Below are 17,977 nucleotides of genomic sequence, written 5' to 3' on the forward strand. Positions count from 1 at the left end.
CGCCGTCGTGCTCCCTGTGCCGTCAGGCGGTCACACGCGCCCGAGCCCGACGACGCGTGGTGGCGCCCACGAGGACCGTGCCCGTGAGGAGCAGGACGAGGGCCGTCAGCGCCACGTCCGCGCCGTCCGAGCCGGTGGCCGCGAGGCCCGAGTACACGTCGCACTCGACGTCGCCGCCGACGGGGAACGAGAACGTCACCGGCGAGAGCGCGGTGCCCGCGTCGTAGAACCCGGCGAACGCCGCCGCCCCGGCCGCGGTGAGCGTCGCGGGCGCGCCGCTCCACGTGACGGTCGAGCCCGACGTCGACCTCGCGCCCGACAGGTCCAGGCTCGCGAACGCGACGCCGTTCGACGAGGACTTGGCGCCCTCCATGTCGCTGCTCCGGACGTCGACCACGAGCGTCCCCGTCGAGCCGTCCACCACGACGCGCGGGTTCGAGATCTGCAGGTCGAGGATGCCGTCGTGGCCCGAGAAGGAGACCGTGCCGCCGTAGCTCGCGCGTCCCTTGCCGAGGTCGGTGTTGAAGGACCCCTTGCCGCCGCTCCACGTGAACGTCGTGCCGTTGTCGCGCACCCCGCTCGTCGAGACGGCGCCCTGGGCGATCGGGCCCGTGACGTAGGCGCGGAAGCGGTCGCTCACGCCCCACGTCAGCGTGGCGCCGTTCACGCCCTGCGCGAAGCACTTCTCCTCCGCAGCACCCTGCCCGGAGCCCGAGCCCGTCGTCGTGCCGCTCCCGACGATCGTGATCGGTGCCGTCGCCTCGTGGCTCGCGCCGACGAGCGCGAGCGTGTGCTCACCCGGCGCGACGTCCGCCGGGATCGTGACCGTCGTGCTCGCGGCACCGCCCGCGTTCGCGACGACGCCGGTCGCGAGGGTCTGCGGCGTGGACCGGATCTCGGAGCGGATGCCGGCCTCGTTCGCGCCGAACCCGACACCGCTGATCGTCACCTCGTCGCCCGGGGCGGCCTGGGAGACCGAGAGCGTCGCCCTCGCCGGGTCGACCGAGCCGCCCGTCGACCCGTCGCCGGGGGTGCCGATCTGGCCGCCGTCGCCGCCGGGCAGCGTCGCCGCGGCGCCGATCGTGAAGGTGACGTCGTCGAGCGCCGTCCCCGCCGGGTAGAAGCCCGCGAACGCGGCGGAGCCGTCGGCCGTGAGCGTCGCGCGCGCGCCGCGGTACGTGACCGCGCCGTCGGCTCCCGTGGTGGGCGTGCCGAGCGCGAGCGTCGCGAACACGACGCCGTCCCGGTCGAACGAGGAGCCGTCGAGGCCCGTCGACGTCGCGTCCACGAGGAGGCGAGCCGTGCCGGCCCCGGTGATGTCGACGACCGGGTTCGTCAGCGCGAGGCCGAGCAGGCCGTCATGGCCGGTGAACCGGACCGCCCCGGCGTACTCGACCGTCCCGCGACCCGCGCTCGACGACCACGTGCCGCCCTCGGCCTGGCCGAAGCGGAAGAGCCCGTCGACGACGGCCGCACCGGCCGTGGCGCTGGCACCGCCGTGCGCGATCGGCCCGACGATGTAGCTCCGGAACGACTCCTTGACGCCCCACGTGAGGCTGCCCGCCGTGCTCGGGCCGGTCGGCTTCGCCGAGACCTTCACGGAGACCGCGTCCGACGTGGAGCCGAGGAAGGCCGCGCCGTCGGCGGGAACGAACGTCGCGGTCACGGCGTGCGTGCCCACGGCGAGGGTCTTCGCCTCGACCGTCGCGGCGCCGTCGACGACGGTCGCCGTCCCGAGCACCGCGCTCCCGGCGACGAACCGGACCGTGCCGGCGGCCCGCGGCGAGACCGTGGCCGTCAGCGTGACCGCGGAGCCCTCGACCAGGCTCGCCGACGACGCCTTCAACGACGTCGTGGTCGGCTGCGCCTCGGGAGCCGGCTGCGCGATCCCCAGCGGGGTGAACGTGTCCAGACGACGGTCGGTCGCCGACAGGCCGTGCGCCGCCGACGTCGCGACCACGTACTGCACCTCGGGGTCGAACGACCCCGCCGGCACCGTGAACGTCGTCGTGAACGCGCCGTCCACGATCTGCCGCGGCTGCACCCACCCCAGGTTCAGCCACCCCGACGCCACCAGCGGACCCGAACCGTCCCAGATCGACGCGTCGCCCAGCACCACGTACGCGCCGTACTGCGCGGCGTCACCGACGAAGCCGGTCCCGGACACCGTGAACGTGTTCTCCACCGCGGGATCGATCCCCGACGACGGCGTGACCGTCACCTGCGGGTCCGCCACGAGCGGCGCCCTCACCGTGAGGGTCGTGCTGCCCGAGACCCCGAGCGCCGACGTCACGGTGACCGTGACGTCGCCGTCGACGGCGTCGTCGGGGATCGTCAGCACGATCGTGCCGCCCTCGCGGGTGTGCGTCGCCGCCTTGCCGCCGAACGTGACGTCCTTGACGGTGTCGTCCGCGGAGAGGCCCCCGACGGTCAGGGTGACCGTGGTGCCCGGCTCGACCGTCGACGACGCGGGCGTCACCGTGAGCGGTGCCGGGGCGTCGTACGCGACCGGGACGTAGAGCTCCTGGTCGGCGTTCGTCACGCCGCCCGCGCCGTAGGTGTAGACGCCGTGGCGTCCCCCCTCGATCGCTGCGGGGTTCTTCACGACGAGCGTGGCCTCGAACGTGCCGTCCTCGGCGATGTCCGCCCACTGCGCCCTGATCGCGGACTGGAACTGCGCGGGCACCTGGTCGAGGACCGGCTCCGCGAGGCCCCACACCTGCGAGCCGACCTTGCGGTTCGCGGACGGGGCGCCCTCGGACGGGCGCCACTGCTCGGCGAAGCTGCCGAACACGACGTAGGTGCCCTGGGGAAGGTGCGCCGGTACAGGCACGCCCCGCCCGCCGACGTTCGCCGCCGGGTCGAAGCCCGAGCCCTTGACGACGACCGTGTCGCCGACCGTCACCTCGGTGTCGCCGAGCGGGGTCGAGCCGTCCGCCGCGAAGACCTCGACGGCGGGCTCCCAGACGGGTGCCGGCGGCTCGGTGGTGAAGGCGACCGGCGCGTAGAGCTCCTGGTCGGCGTTGGTGACGCCGCCGGCACCGTAGGTGTAGACGCCGTAGCGCCCCTCGGCGTCGGACGCGGCGACCGTGAGCGTCGCCTCGAAGGTGCCGTCCGGCGTGATCTCCGCCCACTGGTCCCGGATCGTCTGCTGGAACGCCGCCGGGACCTGGTCGAGCACGGACTCCGCCAGCGCCCACCTCTGCGACACGACCTTGCGGGCCGAGGAGGCGACGCCCTCCGACGGGCGCCACTGCTCGGCGAACTTCCCGAGCACGACGTACGTACCCTGCGGCAGGGTCGCCGGGATCGGCATGCCGCGGCCGCCGACGTTCGCCTCCGGGTCGAACCCGGAGCCCTTGACGACGATCTCGTCACCCGCCCGCACGGCGGTGTCGCCGAGAGGCGTCACGCCGTCCGCGGCGTAGACGGTGATCGACGGCTCCCAGACGGGCTCCTGCGGCTCGGCGCCCTGGACGGCGACCGGCGTGAAGGTGTCCAGGCGGCGGTCGGTCGCCGACAGGCCGTGCGCCGCCGACGTCGCGACCACGTACTGCACCTCGGGATCGAACGATCCCGCCGGCACCGTGAACGTCGTGGTGAACGCGCCGTCCACGATCTGCCGCGGCTGCACCCACCCCAGGTTCAGCCACCCCGACGCCACCAGCGGACCCGAACCGTCCCAGATCGACGCGTCGCCCAGCACCACGTACGCGCCGTACTGCGCGGCGTCACCGACGAAGCCGGTCCCGGACACCGTGAACGTGTTCTCCACCGCGGGATCGACCGGTGCGGAGGGTGTGACCGTCACCTTCGGGTCCGCGACGGGCTCGGGCTCCGGCTCGACGGCGGTGACCGCGTGGCCGACGGCGGCCGACGTCGAGCCGGCGAACGCCGCGGGGTCCGCGGGGGTGAAGACCGCGGAGAGAGCGTGGTCGCCGACGGCGAGGTCGCTCTTCTCGAGGCGAGCGACGCCCTCCGCCGTCTCGGCGGTGCCGAGGACCGAGCCACCGTCACGGAACTCGACCACACCGGCCGCAGCGGGCGAGACGGTCGCGCTGAGCGTCACGGCGTCGCCCTCGGCCGAGGTGCCCGACGGCGAGACGGCGAGCGTCGTCGACGTCTCCACCGCCGGCGAGACGGGCTCCGGCGCCGTGAACGTCGCGGTCAGCGGCGCGATCGCGCGCCCGGAGTACATCGAGAAGTAGCTCGACACGCCCGCGAGCGAGGCGCCGACCGTCCCGTTCGCGGTGAGGGTGACGTCGTCGCCCACCCGGGTCGCCGCGACCGTCACCTCGGCGACCGTGGCGTCGTTCCCGGCGCCCTCGGTGACCGTGCCCGAGAAGTCGGCGCGCAGCACCCCCGTCGTCGGACCGGTGAGCTCGAGCGTGAGGTCCGAGATCGTCACGTCGAGGGCGCCGTGATGACCCTCGTAGCGCGTGGAGCCGGCGAGGTGCACCGTGCCGGTGCCCGTCTGGCTGTCGTACGTGCCCGACGCGGGCGTGTACACCGAGCCCCCGGGCCCGGGCGCCGGCGTGATGGTGCCCTGCGCGATGGGACCCGTGACGTAGCTCGACCACGAGTCCACGAAGTTCCAGGTCGCGGAACCACCCTCGACGGCGGGTGCCGCCGCGTGGGCGGGGGCCACGACGCCCCCGACGGTGAGACCGGCGACCAGTGCGCCGGTGAGGAACGTGGCGAGGGCGCGACTGAGGCGTCCTGGCAGGGATGTGCGCACAAGGTCTCCGGTGCTGGATCTTCGCGGCCGCCTCGGCAGGGCTGCGGGCGGGACGGACAGCGAGGTGACACGCCGTCGCGACGTGACCATATAAGGCAAACCTCACCAAGGCAAGGTAAGCCTTGCCTTTTTCTCGCGGTGTGACCGACCGCACGACGACGCCCCACGGCCGAGGGCCGCAGGGCGTCGCGAGCAGAGGGCCCGGCCGGGCTCAGGCCAGGCCGAGGTCCTCCAGGCTGAAGAGGAAGTGGTACGGCACGCCGAGCGCCTCGATCTTCTCGCCCGCGCCCGTCGCGCGGTCCACGATCGTCGCGACCCCGACGACCTCGCCACCGGCCGCGCGGACGGCCTCGATCGCGGCGATGGGCGACCCGCCCGTGGTCGTCGTGTCCTCCACGACGACGACGCGGCGACCCGTGACGTCGGGCCCCTCGATCTGACGCTGCATCCCGTGCGCCTTCGCGGCCTTCCGCACGACGAACGCGTCGAGGTCCTGGCCTCGGGACGCCGCGGCGTGCAGGAGCGCCGTCGCGATGGGGTCGGCACCCAGCGTCAGCCCGCCGACGGCGTCGACCTCGGCCGTCCCGAGGCCCTGCTCCTCGAGGAGGTCCAGCATCTGGTGCCCGATGAGCGGCGCGGCGCGGTGGTGCAGCGTGACGCGTCGCAGGTCGACGTAGTAGTCCGCCTCCTTGCCCGAGGAGAGCGTGACCTTGCCGTGCACGACGGCGAGCTCGCGGATGAGGTCGAGCAGCTGCTCGCGCGGGGTCGAGGAGAGGTCGGTAGTCACGACCGTCAGGGTAGTCGCCGCGGTCTACCGGTACTTGCCGATCGCCCGTACGGCCGAGCGAGGCATCGCGCGCAGCGCCGCGGAGGCGAGCCGGTACCGCGTCGACGGCGTCGAGATGACGACGCCGCGCCGCACGTCCGCGAGCGCCGTGGCGACGACGCGGTCGGCGTCGAGCCAGGCGACGTCGGGCAGGCCGGACATGTCGATGCCGGCGCGGTCGTGGAACTCGGTGTACGTGAAGCCGGGGCACAGGACCGTCGCGCTCACACCCGAGCCGGCGAGCTCGACGGCGAGGCCCTCGGTGAACGTGCGGACCCACGCCTTGGCGGCGGCGTACGTGCCGCCGGCGGTGAGCGCGGCGACCGAGGCGACGTTGAGGATCGCGCCGCGTCCCCGGGCGGTCATCTGGCCGGCGGCGGCGTGCGACAGGACGAGGACGGCCCGGACCATGACGTCGAGGGCGCCGAGCTCGACGTCGACGTCGCCGCCCACGAACCGCTGGTGCGTCGCGAAGCCGGCGTTGTTGACGAGGAGGCCGACCGGGCGCTGCTCGCCGTCGCCGGACGCGGCGAGGCGCTCGGCGACGCGCGCCACGTCGTCGGGCGCGGCGAGGTCCGCCGGCAGCACCTGGACGTGGACGCCCGCGGCGGCCCGGATCTGCCCGGCGACCTCGTCGAGACGGTCCTCGTCGCGCGCGACGAGGACGAGGTCGTGCCGCGCCGTGGCGAGCTGCCACGCGAACTCCAGGCCCAGGCCGGCGCTCGCGCCGGTGATGAGTGCTGTCGCCATGGCCACAGCCTACGGTCGCGGCGACGGCCGGGCGTGCGGACGTGCGGGCGGGCGTCCGGACCTACGCTGGTCCTCGTGCGCCTCGCGACCTGGAACATCAACTCGATCCGTGCCCGCGTCGACCGGGCGGTCGCATTCCTCGAGAGGTCGGGCACGGACGTCCTGGCGCTCCAGGAGACCAAGTGCACCGACGCGCAGTTCCCCGTCGGGCCGTTCGAGGACGCGGGCTACGAGGTGGCGCACGTCGGGGTGAACCAGTGGAACGGCGTCGCGGTCGTCTCACGCGTCGGCCTGGACGACGTCGAGACCTCCTTCCCCGGTCAGCCCGCCTTCGGGGACCCTGCCCGGGTCGAGGCGCGCGCGCTCGGCGCGACGTGCGGCGGCGTGCGCGTGTGGAGCCTGTACGTCCCGCACGGGCGCGAGGTCGGCGACCCCCACTACGAGTACAAGCTGCGCTGGCTCGACGAGCTGCGCGACCGGGCCGCCGGCTGGCTCGCGGACGACCCGTCGGCACAGGTGGCGCTGGTGGGCGACTGGAACGTCGCACCGCTCGACACCGACGTGTGGGACGTCGCGAAGTTCGCGGGCAAGACGCACGTGACACCCGCCGAGCGCGACGCGTTCGCGGCCTTCGGCGCGGCCGGGTACACCGAGGTCACGCGCGAGGCGATCCCCGCGGAGCGCACCTACACGTACTGGGACTACCAGCGCCTGCGCTTCCCCCGCAACGAGGGCATGCGCATCGACTTCGCGTACCTGTCCCCCGCGGCGCGCGCCCGGGCGACCGGCGTCGTGATCGACCGGGACGAGCGCAAGGGGAAGGGCGCGTCCGACCACGTGCCCGTCGTCGTCGACCTCGCCGGCTGACCGCAGACCGACCGCCGACCGGACGCCGACCCACCCCTTCCTCCCACGACCCTGTGGGCGCCCACCGAGGCTGACCGCCCGGACGACTTACGGTGTGTCCATGACGACGCCGCCCGTCCCGCCGTACGGCTCCCCGGACGACCCCTCGGACCCGTACGCGCCCCGTCGCCCGCAGCAGCAGCCGTGGTCGCCGTACGACCTGCCGGCCGAGGACGACGCCGTCGCCCCGGCCGCACCTTCGGCCGGCAGCACGGCCCCGGGGACCGGGGACGACGGGTTCGCGCCGCCGTCGGGAGCCGTGGGCACGCCGTCCGGACCGGCGGCGTCGCCGTACGGCCCGGCGTCACCGGTGCCGTACGGGACACCGCCCGGCACGACGCCGTACCCCGGGTCGGTCGACCCTGCCGCCGGGTACCCCCCACCGGGCTACCCGCCACCGGGCTACCCGCCACCCGGCTACGGCCCCGTGCACCCGGGCGCGTACGGGCAGCCGTACGCCCCCGTGACACCGATGAACGGGCTCGCGGTCGCGTCGATGGTGGTCTCGGTCGCGAGCCTCCTCCTGTGCCTCGGTCTCACGGGCGTCGTCGGGCTGGTCCTGGGCATCGTCGCGCTGAACCAGGTGATGCGTGACGGCAAGCGCGGCAAGGGCTTCGCGGTCGCCGGGATCGCCGTCGGGGCGGTGGGGACGGTCGCGCTGGGGCTCGTGCTCCTCGGACTGGTCACGGGCGGGGTCTGACCATGGCCGACGACCTCTTCGCCTCGCCCGACGACCGGCCGCGCCCCCCGGGGCCGCCACCGGCTCCCTCGGGCGGCCCACCCGACGCGTCGCCGTCCGGCGTTCCCCCGGCCGCACCGTCGGCGCGGCCGGCGCCGCCTCCCCAGCCCTCCGGCGACCGTGCCGCCACGGAGGGCTACCCGGCGACGGGCGGCTTCGCGCCCGAGACGTACTACGCGCCCGGCTGGGCGCCGCCTCCCCCGCGCACGGAGCCGCTCGCCGTGGCGAGCCTGCCCGCAGGGCTCCTCCTCGGTCCGGTCGGGATCGGCCTGGGCGGCGCCGCGCTGTCCCGGGTGCGCGCGTACCGCACCCGCGGGCGCGGGCTCGCGCTGACCGGGATGGTCGTCGGCGCAGCCGTCACGCTCGGGTGGGTCGTCGGCGGGCTCGCCTGGTGGCAGGGCGAGCAGGCGCGGACGCCCCTCGCGGGCGACGTCGACGAGCCCGCGACCGTGCACGCCCGCCAGCTCGTGCTCGGCAGCTGCCTCGACGAGCTGCCGTCCGACGGCGAGGTCACGCGCGTGCGCGTCGTGCCGTGCGCGGACGAGCACCGCGCCCAGGTCGTCGCGCGCACCGACTTCGGCGCCGACGAGGCGTGGCCCGGGCAGACCGCCGCCGACCGCCGCGTCGCCCGGGTGTGCGGACCGGAGTCGCTCGGCGCCGCGGCGCCCGAGGGCGTCGAGCGCGTCGTGTGGGTACCGACCGAGGCGTCGTGGCGCGACGGCGACCGGACCGGACTGTGCCTCGCCGCGAGCGACGCGCCGCTGCCGGCGGACCTCCTCGGCTGAGGGCGACCGGGCCCGCCTCGGCGGCGCGCCTCAGACGGTGAGGATCAGCCGGAGGTACGCCCGGAGGTCCGACGCCATGTCGACGTGTCCAGCGTCGTCGCGGTCGAGCGAGAGCAACCACTGGACCTGCAGTCCGTCCATGAGCGCGACGAGGTGACGCGCCGCGACGGCGACGTCGACCCCGTCGCGCAGCCGTCCGGCGTCGGCGTAGCGCTGCAGCCCGTCCTGCATGGCCGCGACGGTCGTGGCGTACCGCCGGACGAAGTACTCGTGCGCCGGGTGGTCCGGCGAGGTCGCCTCCGCAGCGAGCGCCGTGAACAGCTCGACGACGACCCGCTTCCTGCTGTTGCGCTCGACGAGCGCGACGAGCGCGTCGAGGTAGTCGACGCCCTGCTCGATCTCCTCGCCGAGATCCGACCGGTCGACGACGTCACGGTGCTCGAGCACGGCCTCGAGCAGCGCCACCTTCGTCGGGAAGTGGTGGAGGAGCCCGGGATGTGACATCCCCACCCGCGAGGCGAGCTCGCGCAGCGACGCCGAGTGGTACCCGACCTCGCCGAAGAGCTGGATCGCCGCCTGGAGGATCTGCTCGCGCTTCGCCCGCCCTTTCGCGTACCCGCGGCCAGGGTCCGCGGGATCGGTCCGACGGCGTGCGCCGCCGGCCTGTCCCGTCCCGATCGTCGCGCTCGTCATCGCGTTCTCCCGTCCGTCGTCCCGACTGGAACCTTACCGACCGGAAAGAGGGTCTCCCGACGACACCGTGCTCCTCGTCGCGTGGCGGTACCGCGGGGTCCCGTCCCGCGCGGGCGAAGCGGTTCGCCTTCAGCGCGGCAGTGTCCCGACGCCGTGACAGCGGTGCGGGACACCGTGACCCCTCCGGCTACGCCCTGCTTCTCGCTGCACGGGCCGCCCGCCGGACCGTGCGGCCCCTTGCCGGACCGTGCGTCGTCCCCTACCGTGACGGTCGAAGCGCTTCGACCGCACAGTCGCGGTGAGGCGTACCAGACCGGGGGCGACGGACCCGTCCCCCCGACGGACCGCTCGCCGGAGAGCATCCCGACGGGCGACGGACCTGCGCGACGAAGGGCATCCCCGTGACACCATCCCGACCCACCCGTCTCCTGGCGCTCGCCGCGACCGTCGCGGTGGCGGCGTCCCTCGCGGCTCCTGCGACCGCGAGCACCGGTACCGCCGCGGACCTCGGCGCGAAGCGACCGGCCCCGACGCCGTCGGCGAGCCAGGTCGTCGCCGCGATGCAGCCCGGCTGGAACCTCGGCAACTCGCTCGACGCCGTCGGCGGGGACGAGACGGCCTGGGGCAACCCCGCGATCACGCGGGCGCTCCTCGACGAGATCGAGGACCAGGGCTTCGAGAGCGTCCGCATCCCGGTGACGTGGGGCCAGCACCAGGGTCCCGCGCCAGAGTTCACGATCGACCCGGCCGTGCTGGACAGGGTCGAGCAGGTGGTGGACTGGGCGGTCGACGAGGACCTCTCGGTGCTCCTCGACGTCCACCACGACTCGTGGATGTGGACCCATCGGATGGGCACCGACCACGACGCCGTGCTCGCCCAGTTCACCGCGACGTGGGAGCAGCTCGCGGAGCGGTTCCGCGACCAGCCCCGCACGGTGCTCTTCGAGAGCATCAACGAGCCGCAGTTCGCGGACGTCGACGACGCGACCGCCTACGCGCTGCTCGACGAGCTCAACACCGTGTTCCACGACGTCGTCCGCGCGTCCGGTGGCCGCAACGCCGACCGCGTGCTCGTGCTGCCCACGCTCCACACCAACGCCGACCAGGGTCGGCTGGACGCGCTCGTCGAGACCTTCGACGCGCTCGACGACCCGAACCTCGCGGCGACGTTCCACTACTACGGCTACTGGCCGTTCAGCGTGAACGTCGCGGGCGGCACACGCTTCGACGACGTGGCCCGGGCCGACATGGACGGGACGTTCGCGCGCGTCCACGACACGTTCGTCGCGCGGGGCGTCCCCGTGATCCTCGGCGAGTACGGGCTCCTCGGGTTCGACCGGCACACCGGCACGATCGAGCAGGGCGAGAAGCTCAAGTTCTTCGAGCGGCTCGGCCACCAGGCCCGGACGACGGGCATCACGACGATGCTGTGGGACAACGGCCAGCACCTCGACCGGACGGCGCTCACCTGGCGTGACCCCGAGCTCTTCGACCACGTCTCGACGAGCTGGACGCGGCGCTCCGGGACGGCCTCCACGGACCAGGTGTTCGTCCGTGCCGGCGCGGTGACCGAGCAGACCGTCGTCCTCGAGCCGAACGGCACGCGGTTCCGCGACCTGTACGACGGGAAGAAGAAGCTCAAGGAGGGACGCGACTACACGCTGGTCGGCAACGACCTGACGCTCTCGGCCGGGCTCCTCGACCGCCTCGCGGGCGACGGGACCCTGGGCACGCGGACGGAGCTGCGCGTGAAGTACGCCGGCGGGCTGCCCTGGTGGATCGAGGTCGTCGGCGCCGACGTCCCCGTCCTGGGCGAGGCCACCGGCACGACGGACGACTTCGCCGTCCCGACGCAGTTCCGCGGCGACCGCCTCGCGACGATGGAGGCCCGCTACGCCGACGGGACGAACGCCGGTCCGCACGCGTGGACGTCGTTCAAGGAGTTCGACGTGACGTTCGCACCGGACGCGACGGCCGAGGAGATCGTCCTGCGTCCCGCCTTCTTCGCCGAGGTGACCGACGGCGCGCCCGTGACCCTCACGTTCCACTTCTGGAGCGGCGAGGTCGTCGAGTACACGGTCCAGCGCGACGGTGCCACGGTCACCGGCACCGCGGTCACCGGGACAGCGGGCTGACCCGGCCTGCGCCGGGGCCGACCGACGGGGACGTCTGTCAGTCGGTCCCGTCGCCGGCGGTGGGCGGCGTGGACTGCACGGACGGCGCAGCGCCCTCGCCGTTCGTCGTGGAGCCGGGAGAGGTCGGCTCGGTGGGCGTCGTCGGCTCCGTCGGCGGTGTCGTGGGCGGCGGGGTCGGGTTCGTCTCCTCGCCACCTCCGGACTCCTCCGGCGCGGCGGCGAGCGCCGCGCGCGTCTGCGTCCCGACCCGGCCGTCGGCCGTCAGGCCGTGCGCCTCCTGGAAGTCGCGCAGAGCCGCGACGGTCGGGGCGTCCATCGTTCCGGTGACCTCGACGTCGACCCCGTGGACCTGCAGGCGCTCCTGGACCCACGTGGCCGAGGGTGCGTCGGGCTCCGTGGTGGGGTCGGGGGCCGGTGTCGCCGTGGGCGTCGGGCTCGGGGCCGGTGCCGCGCTCGGGGTCGGTGCGGGAGCCGGTTCTGCGAGGGGCGGTGCCGGAGGCGTCACGGCGGGCCGGTCAGGGGTCGACGACGGGCGCGGCGCCGGCTCCTCGTCCTCGGGAGGCGGGATCCGGGTGACGACGGGTCGCGGCTCGTCCGGGCGCGGCACGACCACCGGGTCCGCCCCGGCGTCCCAGTCCTCGGCGGCGCTCGCCGGGACGACGACGGGTGGCGACCCACCGGTCGCGGCGCCGACCATGCCTGCCGCCGCGACGACGATCGTCACCGCACCGGCACCCGCGACGACGGCACCCCACGGCAGGGACGACCGCGCACGCCGGCGGACGTCGCGACGGCTCGCGGAGGGCGCTCCGGTGGCGTCGGGGCTGTCCGGGGAGCCCGGTCGGGGCTCGTCGGTCAGGTCGGGACGGCGGTGCACATCGCCTCCTTCCAGCGCGGTCGGGACCGGTGGACGGCGCAGCAGGCAGCCCGCCGAGCGGTCGTGTCGGGCTCACCAGACTGCCCCATGCCCACCCGCCCTGTCACGCTCGCCGCCGTGACCTGCGCCGACACCGGCACGGTCACCCGGCGGCCGGGCGTCGAGCCCCTCCGGGTCCGCCGGAGGTCGCAAGCAGGGTTCCCCCACGCGGCCCAAGACGCGGGACGGCCGTCCCCGCGAGCCTGGTGTGACCGCACGGAGAGCCCGTGCGGTCCACCGGAAGGGGACGCTGTGCCTGCTGTCCAGATCACCGGGTTGCGCAAGTCCTTCGGCCCGTTCGACGCCGTCCACGACGTGACCTTCGCGGTCGAGCCGGGACGCGTCGTCGGGCTGCTCGGGCCGAACGGCGCCGGCAAGACCACCACCCTGCACGTGCTGCTCGGACTGGCGTCGGCGACCGCCGGCACCGCGACGGTCCACGGGCGCGCGTTCCACGAGCTGTCCGACCCGGCCCGCACGGTCGGCGCGCTCCTCGACGCCGGCGGCCTGCATCCCGGCCGCACCGGCCGTGACCACCTGCGCGTGCTCGCCGCGGCGGGCCGGCTCCCGGCGCGCCGCGTCGACGAGGTGCTCGCGCTCGTCGGCATGACGCCCGCTGCCGACCGCCGCGTGCGCACCTACTCGCTCGGCATGCGTCAGCGCCTCGGCCTCGCGGCGGCCCTGCTGGGCGAGCCGCGGGTGCTCGTGCTCGACGAGCCCGCCAACGGCCTCGACCCCGCGGGGATGCGCTGGCTGCGCGACCTGCTGCGCGGGTTCGCCGACGACGGCGGCGCCGTGCTGCTCGCGAGCCACGTGCTGTCCGAGGTGCGCCAGGTCGCCGACGACCTCGTCGTGATCGGCCAGGGGCGCGTCGTCGCCGACGGCCCGCTCGACGCGCTCGTGAGCGACCGCTCCCTCGAGGACTACTACCTCGACCTCACCGCGACGACCGAAGGAGTCCGCTGATGTACCGCGCCGAGATCCTCAAGCTCCGCACCACCCGCGCCGCGTGGGTGATCGGGGGCGTCGCCCTCGCGGGCATGCTGCTCGTCCAGGGCTTCCTCGTGGCCCTCCCCCACGTGCTCGGGAGCCTCGGGTCGCTGGGCGGGACGACCCCCGGTCTTCCGGCCGACCTCGAGCCCGACCTCTCGTCGCTCGCCGACCCGACGCAGGCCGCGTTCCAGCGGACCGTCCTCGACGTGCTCGCCACCGGCGGCGGGAGCGGCGGGTCGACCGGGATCACGGCGGTCTGCATGCTGCTGCTCGGCGTCCTCGCCGTGACCACGGACTTCCGCACCGGCGGCATCGTGCCCACCGCGCTCGTGCAGCCGTCCCGGCTCCGTGTCCTCGCCGGCAAGGCAGGAGCGACGGCGACCGTCGCGCTCGTCGTCGGCGTCGCGCTCGCCGTCGTGAGCGCCGCCGGTCTCCTCGTCGCGATCGCGACGACGCCGGGCGCGCGCCTCGAGCTGTCGCCGGGCGAGGTCCTCGGTATCTGGGGCCGCGGCCTCGCCGTCCTCGTGCTGCTCTCCTGGTTCGGCCTCGCGGTCGGCACGCTCGTGCGCCACCAGGTGGCGGCGGTCGTCACCGTCGGGGCGCTCGCGCTCGTCGAGCCGCTCGTCCAGGCGGTCGTGACGCTGCTCTCGGGCGGACAGTCGGCCGCGGCGTCGTGGCTCCCGCTCGGCCTCGCGTCGCTCGCCACGACGGGGCAGGGCGCGGCCGAGCTGCTCGGCGGGAGCGCGCCGTTCGGCGTGACCGTCGCGCTCGCGGGGCTGTGCGCGTGGGTCGTCGTGCTGCTCGGCAGCGGTGCCCTGACGTTCCGGCGGCGCGACCTCGTGTGAGCGCGTCGGACGCCGCACCGAGATCGGCCGGTCGGCGTGACGTCGGTCGTTGAGAGGACCGATCTCACACCGACCGACCGGTCTCACGCCGACCGACCGATCTCACCGCACCCCGCCTAGGGTGGGCGCACCACCCTCCCGCCCCCCGACCCTGGAGACCCGTGTGACCCTGACCCTGCGCCGGTGGCTCGCCGCCCTCGGAGTGCGCACCGAGACGGGACGCGACGCCGTCCTCGCCGGTGTCGTCGCGCTCGTGAGCGTCGCGCTCTTCCTCGGCGTCGAGCGGGTCGTCGTGTCCGACGCCGGGAGCGCGTTCGGCGCCGGCCCGGGCGCCGTCGTCGTCACGACGGGCGAGCGCGTCGCCGTGCTCGTGGTGCTCGTCGCGCAGGCGGCGTGCCTCGTGGTCCGGCGCCGGTTCCCGGTCATGTGCCTCGCGCTCACCGTCGCCGGGCAGGTCGCGCTCCTCGCGATCCTGCCGTCGTACCTGTCGTTCCAGGCCCCGGCGACGCTCGTCTCCGCATACTCAGCGGGCGCCTACGCGCCGCGGCGGCGCGGGCTCGTCGCCGCGGCCGCGGCGGCCGCAGGGCAGGCGCTGCTCCTGTTCGCGCTCGGCGGGGTGGGCACGCTCGGCACGAGCGGCGCCGCCTATGCGGCGCAGGCGTCCGGGGCGCTCCTCAACGCGCTCGCGACCTACCTCGTCGCCGCGCTCGTCGGGGAGTACGTCGCGACGCGGCGCTCGCTGCTCACCGAGCTCCGCGACCGGGTGCGCCGTGCGGAGCGTGAGCGCGAGGCCCTGGCCGCGAGCGCCGTCCTCGAGGAGCGGGGACGCATGGCGCGCGAGCTGCACGACGTCGCGGCCCACCACCTCTCCGGCATCGTCGTCCAGGCCGCCGCCGCCGAGCGGCTCGTCGACCGCGACCCCGAGCAGGCCAAGGAGTCGATGCGCCGCATCCGCGCGCAGGGCCGCGAGACGCTCGACAACCTGCGCCTCGTCGTCGGCCTGCTGCGCGGGTCCGGCGCCGCCGAGCCCGCGCCGCAGCCGACCCTCGACGACGTGCCCGCCCTGCTCGACGACGCGCGCGCGGCGGGCGCCGTCGTGCGCGACGAGGTGCGGGGCGACCCCTGGGACCTGCCGCCCGCTGTGCAGCTCACCGTGTTCCGGGTGCTCCAGGAGGCCCTCTCGAACGCGCGCCGGCACGGCCCCGGCCGGCCCGTCGACGTGCTCCGCGAGTACGGTCCGACCGACCTCGTCCTCACGGTCCGCAACGCGGTCCCGGCGGGCGCCCCCGGGTCGGCCGGCGGACCACCGGGGCACGGCGTCATCGGCATGGGCGAGCGGGCCGCGATGGTCGGCGGCACGCTCGCCGCGGGACTCCTGCCCGACGGCGCGTGGCGCGTCCGCCTGACCGTCCCCCGGTCCGCCCCGCCCGACCGCCGCGCGGCGCCCGCGCACCCGTCCACGACCGGCAAGGAGAACCCGTGACCCGCGTGGTGCTCGTCGACGACCAGGCCGTCGTGCGCGCCGGCTTCACCGTGATCCTCGAGAGCGAGGGCCTGGAGGTGGTCGGCGAGGCGTCCAACGGCGCGGACGCCGTGCGCGTCGCCCGCCGCGAGCGGCCCGACGTCGTGTGCATGGACGTGCGCATGCCCGGCGGGGACGGGATCACGGCGACGCGCGCGCTCGCCGGGCCGGACGTCGTCGACCCCGTGCCCGTGCTCGTCGTGAGCACGTTCGACCTCGACGACTACGTGTTCGGCGCGCTCGAGGCGGGCGCGAGCGGGTTCCTCCTCAAGGACGCGGAGCCCGAGGTGCTCGTCGAGGCCGTGCGGCGCGTCGCGTCCGGGGACGGGCTCGTCGACCAGTCGCTCACGCGCCGCGTCATCGACGAGTTCGCGCGGCGCCGCTCCCCCGCGACCCGGGACGAGGACGCGGCCGGGCTGCTCACCGCTCGCGAGCACGACATCGTCGCGCTGCTGTGCCGGGGGTCGTCGAACGCGGAGATCGCGGCGGCCCTCTTCCTCGAGCCGAGCACCGTGAAGTCGCACCTGAGCCGGGTCATGACGAAGACGGGCGCGCGCGACCGCGTGCAGCTCGTCGTGTGGGCGTACGAGCACGGGCTCGTCACGCCCGGGGCGTGACCTCCGGGCGCCCGGCGGGCCGCGGGAACCCGAGGCGCGCGTCGACCGGCCGGGCCGCGACGTGGACGAGCGGCGCTCCGGCGGCCGAGAACCCGTGGCGCTCGAGCGCGTCGGTCGCGAGGTGCTCGACGCTGCCGCGGCGCAGGGTCCAGGGCTCGTGCTCGACCGGGATCCGCCACGTCCGCCCCGCCCTCACGGCGTACGCGGCCCAGCGCGCGGTAAGCCACCGCTCGAGGCCGGACGACGCGTCCACCTCGCCGAGCGCCCGCACCTGGGCGTCGAACCGCACGGGCGCGGAGCGCGACGTCGAGGCGTACCGGTACCGCAGGACGTCGCCCGCGTCGTCGCGCACCGCCGCACGGCACCGGTGGTACGGCACCCCTGCGGCGCGCGTCACCGCGACGAACGCGGCGCGCTCGCACCAGAGCGCGAGGAACCACACGCCCTCACCGCCGGCGCCGTCCCGGACGTAGACGCGCAGGTTGAGCTCACCGAACGTCGACCACCCCGGGACCACGGGCAGCGGCCCGAGCCGTACGTCCTCCATGCGGAACGGCACGAGGCCGACGTACGTCGCGCCGTCGTACGTCTGGACCCGCAGGTCGCGGGGCAGCAGCCGCTGCACGGCGGCGGCGTCGACCGGCCAGTGGAGGAAGGTCAGCGCAGCCCACCGCTGCGTCGTGACGGGGAGCCGGACGGCCGCGTCGGGGACGGCGGTCGTCACGCGTCGCGCGTCCCGAGTCCCGCCGCCTCGGCGGCGACGCGCAGGTCGGCGGCGAGCGCGGCGAAGGCCTCGTCCCAGCCCGAGCGGTCGCGCAGACGAAGGAGCGCCGAGGGGTGGGTGGTGACGACCACGAGGGGCGACCCCCCCGTCGTGCCGCCGCGGGAACCCTGGGTGCCGTCCTGCGGCCCGTCACGACGGGACTCCTCCGAACCGTCGTCCGGGTCGAGGACGCGCCCCCGCTCGGCGGTGACCCGGGCCGGTCGGCCGAGCACGGCGCGCGCGGCGGTGGCGCCGAGCGCGACGACGACACGCGGCCGGACCGCGGCGACCTCCGCCTCGAGCCAGGGCAGGCAGGCGCGGACGTGCGCGACGTCGGGAGTCTTGTGCAGCCAGCGCTTCCCCCGCTGCTCGAAGCGGAAGTGCTTGACCGCGTTCGTGAGGTACACACGCTCGCGGTCGATCCCGGCGGCCTCGATCGCGTCGGCGAGGACGCGACCTGCCGGCCCGACGAACGGCTCTCCCTCGCGGTCCTCGCGATCGCCCGGCTGCTCGCCCACGAGGACGATCGGAGCGTCGTCGGCTCCCCGCGAGAACACCGCCTGCGTCGCGTCCGCCCACAGCTCGCACCCTCGGCAGCCCTGGACGGCCCCGGCGAGCGCGTCGACGTCGCGGGCCGCTGCGCCGTCGGGGACCCACTTCTGCGCGCCGGGTCGGCGTGGTGCGGTCGCAGCACGGGACGGGCTCATCGCCCCACCGTGCGCCCGACGGCGGCGCCTCGCACCCGTACG

Annotated in this window: 15 protein-coding genes; 8 read left to right on the forward strand and 7 right to left on the reverse strand. The window is 75.2% G+C overall.

All coding sequences use genetic code 11. The annotated features are described in order from the left end of the window. Window positions 1-22: 22 nt before the first annotated feature. From NFS20_RS15140 to NFS20_RS15150, 3 genes are all read right to left on the reverse strand, one after another. Window positions 23-4,738 carry an HtaA domain-containing protein gene (locus NFS20_RS15140; protein WP_251152615.1) on the reverse strand — a complete coding sequence of 1,572 codons (4,716 nt, stop codon included), beginning with the start codon at window positions 4,736-4,738 and terminating at the stop codon, window positions 23-25. A 211-nt stretch (window positions 4,739-4,949) separates the two neighbouring features. After that, complete coding sequence (gene pyrE, locus NFS20_RS15145; protein WP_251152616.1) at window positions 4,950-5,525, reverse strand: orotate phosphoribosyltransferase; 576 nt, start codon at window positions 5,523-5,525, stop codon at window positions 4,950-4,952. 24 nt (window positions 5,526-5,549) lie between these two features. Continuing rightward, a complete protein-coding gene (locus NFS20_RS15150; protein WP_251152617.1) occupies window positions 5,550-6,314 on the reverse strand; it encodes an SDR family NAD(P)-dependent oxidoreductase in 765 nt (254 codons plus the stop codon). Between the two features lie 75 nt (window positions 6,315-6,389). Between NFS20_RS15150 and NFS20_RS15155 the strand changes: the two genes are divergently transcribed. From NFS20_RS15155 to NFS20_RS15165, 3 genes are all read left to right on the forward strand, one after another. Continuing rightward, complete coding sequence (locus tag NFS20_RS15155; protein ID WP_251152618.1) at window positions 6,390-7,181, forward strand: exodeoxyribonuclease III; 792 nt, start codon at window positions 6,390-6,392, stop codon at window positions 7,179-7,181. A gap of 100 nt (window positions 7,182-7,281) precedes the next feature. Next, on the forward strand, window positions 7,282-7,920 hold the full coding sequence (locus NFS20_RS15160; RefSeq protein ID WP_251152619.1) for a DUF4190 domain-containing protein: 639 nt from the start codon (window positions 7,282-7,284) through the stop codon (window positions 7,918-7,920). A gap of 2 nt (window positions 7,921-7,922) precedes the next feature. Then, window positions 7,923-8,744, forward strand: coding sequence for a DUF4190 domain-containing protein (locus tag NFS20_RS15165; RefSeq protein ID WP_251152620.1), 822 nt, complete (start codon window positions 7,923-7,925; stop codon window positions 8,742-8,744). Between the two features lie 30 nt (window positions 8,745-8,774). Here the strand turns inward: NFS20_RS15165 and NFS20_RS15170 are convergent, their stop codons facing one another. Further along, complete coding sequence (locus tag NFS20_RS15170; protein ID WP_251152621.1) at window positions 8,775-9,437, reverse strand: TetR/AcrR family transcriptional regulator; 663 nt, start codon at window positions 9,435-9,437, stop codon at window positions 8,775-8,777. A gap of 401 nt (window positions 9,438-9,838) precedes the next feature. On the opposite strand from NFS20_RS15170, the gene NFS20_RS15175 reads away from it, so the two are divergent. Beyond that, window positions 9,839-11,572 (forward strand): cellulase family glycosylhydrolase, encoded by a 1,734-nt coding sequence (locus NFS20_RS15175; protein ID WP_251152622.1) that lies wholly within the window; start codon window positions 9,839-9,841, stop codon window positions 11,570-11,572. A 37-nt stretch (window positions 11,573-11,609) separates the two neighbouring features. Here NFS20_RS15175 and NFS20_RS15180 read toward each other — a convergent pair whose 3' ends face one another. Continuing rightward, window positions 11,610-12,449: a peptidoglycan-binding domain-containing protein gene (locus NFS20_RS15180; RefSeq protein WP_251152623.1), complete on the reverse strand. Its 840-nt coding sequence runs from the start codon at window positions 12,447-12,449 to the stop codon at window positions 11,610-11,612. A gap of 291 nt (window positions 12,450-12,740) precedes the next feature. Between NFS20_RS15180 and NFS20_RS15185 the strand changes: the two genes are divergently transcribed. The 4 genes from NFS20_RS15185 (at window position 12,741) to NFS20_RS15200 (ending at window position 16,465) form a co-directional block, all read left to right on the forward strand. Then, a complete protein-coding gene (locus NFS20_RS15185) occupies window positions 12,741-13,454 on the forward strand; it encodes an ABC transporter ATP-binding protein (protein ID WP_251152624.1) in 714 nt (237 codons plus the stop codon). Next, on the forward strand, window positions 13,454-14,326 hold the full coding sequence (locus NFS20_RS15190; RefSeq protein ID WP_251152625.1) for a hypothetical protein: 873 nt from the start codon (window positions 13,454-13,456) through the stop codon (window positions 14,324-14,326). Before NFS20_RS15185 ends, NFS20_RS15190 begins: the two co-directional genes overlap by 1 nt. Window positions 14,327-14,489: 163 nt before the next feature. Next, window positions 14,490-15,809 carry a sensor histidine kinase gene (locus NFS20_RS15195; RefSeq protein WP_251152626.1) on the forward strand — a complete coding sequence of 440 codons (1,320 nt, stop codon included), beginning with the start codon at window positions 14,490-14,492 and terminating at the stop codon, window positions 15,807-15,809. Next, a complete protein-coding gene (locus NFS20_RS15200; protein ID WP_251152627.1) occupies window positions 15,806-16,465 on the forward strand; it encodes a response regulator transcription factor in 660 nt (219 codons plus the stop codon). Before NFS20_RS15195 ends, NFS20_RS15200 begins: the two co-directional genes overlap by 4 nt. Here NFS20_RS15200 and NFS20_RS15205 read toward each other — a convergent pair. Both NFS20_RS15205 and NFS20_RS15210 read right to left on the reverse strand, forming a co-directional pair. Continuing rightward, a complete protein-coding gene (locus NFS20_RS15205; protein WP_251152628.1) occupies window positions 16,449-17,189 on the reverse strand; it encodes a YqjF family protein in 741 nt (246 codons plus the stop codon). The two genes, NFS20_RS15200 and NFS20_RS15205, sit on opposite strands and share 17 nt — an antisense overlap. Continuing rightward, complete coding sequence (locus tag NFS20_RS15210; RefSeq protein WP_251152629.1) at window positions 17,186-17,935, reverse strand: UdgX family uracil-DNA binding protein; 750 nt, start codon at window positions 17,933-17,935, stop codon at window positions 17,186-17,188. Before NFS20_RS15210 ends, NFS20_RS15205 begins: the two co-directional genes overlap by 4 nt. Window positions 17,936-17,977: the final 42 nt, after the last annotated feature.

The organism is Cellulosimicrobium sp. Marseille-Q4280, from assembly GCF_943181405.1.
Taxonomy (GTDB): Bacteria; Actinomycetota; Actinomycetes; order Actinomycetales; family Cellulomonadaceae; genus Cellulosimicrobium.

Excerpts from the sequence above, each read along its gene's own strand:
- NFS20_RS15165 (WP_251152620.1), top strand. The coding sequence starts at position 7,923 with ATGGCCGACGACCTCTTCGCCTCGCCCGACGACCGGCCGCGCCCCCCG.
- NFS20_RS15190 (WP_251152625.1), top strand. The coding sequence starts at position 13,454 with ATGTACCGCGCCGAGATCCTCAAGCTCCGCACCACCCGCGCCGCGTGG.
- NFS20_RS15210 (WP_251152629.1), bottom strand. The coding sequence starts at position 17,935 with ATGAGCCCGTCCCGTGCTGCGACCGCACCACGCCGACCCGGCGCGCAG.
- NFS20_RS15150 (WP_251152617.1), bottom strand. The coding sequence starts at position 6,314 with ATGGCGACAGCACTCATCACCGGCGCGAGCGCCGGCCTGGGCCTGGAG.
- NFS20_RS15160 (WP_251152619.1), top strand. The coding sequence starts at position 7,282 with ATGACGACGCCGCCCGTCCCGCCGTACGGCTCCCCGGACGACCCCTCG.
- NFS20_RS15170 (WP_251152621.1), bottom strand. The coding sequence starts at position 9,437 with ATGACGAGCGCGACGATCGGGACGGGACAGGCCGGCGGCGCACGCCGT.